Here is a 1,431-nt window from a genome sequence, read left to right on the forward strand (position 1 = left end):
AAGAACGCCCCGCAAGCAGCAAAGCTGCCGGTCGCGCTGTGGATCATGCCGACGATCAGCGGACCGATCGCGGCCAGCGTATAGCCGACGCACTGCGCCATGCCGGACAGATGCGCCGCCGTGTGCGAATCCGGGGCGCGCAGCACGATCACCATCATCGCGGCTGCGATGAGACCGCCCTGCCCGATGCCCTGAATGACCGCCAGCACCCAGTATGTCCATTGCGGCAGGTAGAGAAATCCGATCAGCGGCAAGGCTGCGCAAGCGCAGAGAGCGACATTGAGCCAGCTCTGGTTCTTCTGGCGCGTGGCGATGGAAGGCACGGCGAGACAGGTCACCACCTGCACCATGATCGAGAAGGAAACGAGACCGCCTGCCGCCTTGGGGCTCAGGCCCTGCTCGCGCAGGATCGGCGCCAGCCATCCGAAAACGATATAGGCGGTGGAGGATTGCAACCCCATGAACAGCGTCACCTGCCAGGCCAGCCTGTCCTTCCAGAGCCCGATCACGCGGAAGCCCGAATGTGCCACATTGTGTTTGGCGCGCATGGCCTGCGGCAGCCACAGAAGCAGCACAAGTGCCGCCGGAACGGCCCAGAATGCCAAAGCGAGGTTCCACGAGCCGCCGAGCAACCCCTTGATGGGAATGGTGAAACCGGCTGCGGATGCAGCGCCGCCGCACAACGCCATCGTATAAAGGCCGGTCATGATGGCGGCTGTCTTCGGAAAGTCGCGCTTGACGACGCCCGGCAGCAGAACATTGCCCGTGGCAATGGCGGCACCGGCCAGCGCGGCGCCAATATAGAGCCAATAGAAGGAACCAAAGCCGCGAATGGCGGTGCCGATTGTGAGCACGGCCAGCACGACAAGCAGGACACGTTCCGCGCCGAAGCGCTGCGCCATCCGCGGCGCAAACGGCGCGAAGACACCGAGACAGACAACGGGCAGCGTGGTCAATATACCGGCTGCGACCGACGACATGCCGGTCGCCTCGATGATTTCCGGCAAGAGCACGGAAACGCTGGAGAATACCGGCCGCAGATTGGCGGCGATGAGCACGAGGCTCAGGCCCAGCAAGATGCGCATCGCCTTGCTGGGCGGCTGCTGGACGGGCGGCGGCGGGACGCTGTCCGCCTCCGCATCGACCAGCGCATCCGGCTGCATTGCCTCGTTTTCTGCCGTGTCCGACAGGGCTGTATTTGTGTGGCTCATGATGCGAGCAACCTTTCAAGTTCTTCAATCAGGGGCGCCATGAAACGGCGAACGGTTGCTCCGGCCTTATCGGGATCGCCCGAGGCGATGGCCTCGACGATCTGGCGGTGCGCTTCATCGCTCGGCTCAGGCAATTCGCCATTGAGCGTGGCTTCTATGGATTCGCGAATGGAGGCGGAGAAAAAGGCATAGACTTCGATGAGGGCGTTATTGCCCGAGG

General features: G+C 63.3%; 2 protein-coding genes. Both read right to left on the reverse strand.

The genetic code is table 11. From position 1 onward, the window contains the following. The coding region (locus RCF13_RS06430; RefSeq protein WP_308140965.1) for a CynX/NimT family MFS transporter at positions 1-1,211 on the reverse strand (1,211 nt) is incomplete at its 3' end. After that, positions 1,208-1,431: FCD domain-containing protein (locus RCF13_RS06435; protein ID WP_308140966.1), on the reverse strand; the 224-nt coding region annotated here is incomplete at its 5' end. The genes RCF13_RS06435 and RCF13_RS06430, both read right to left, overlap by 4 nt.

Source organism: Stenotrophomonas maltophilia group sp. RNC7 (assembly GCF_030910085.1).
GTDB classification, from domain to species: Bacteria; Pseudomonadota; Gammaproteobacteria; order Xanthomonadales; family Xanthomonadaceae; genus Stenotrophomonas; species Stenotrophomonas sepilia.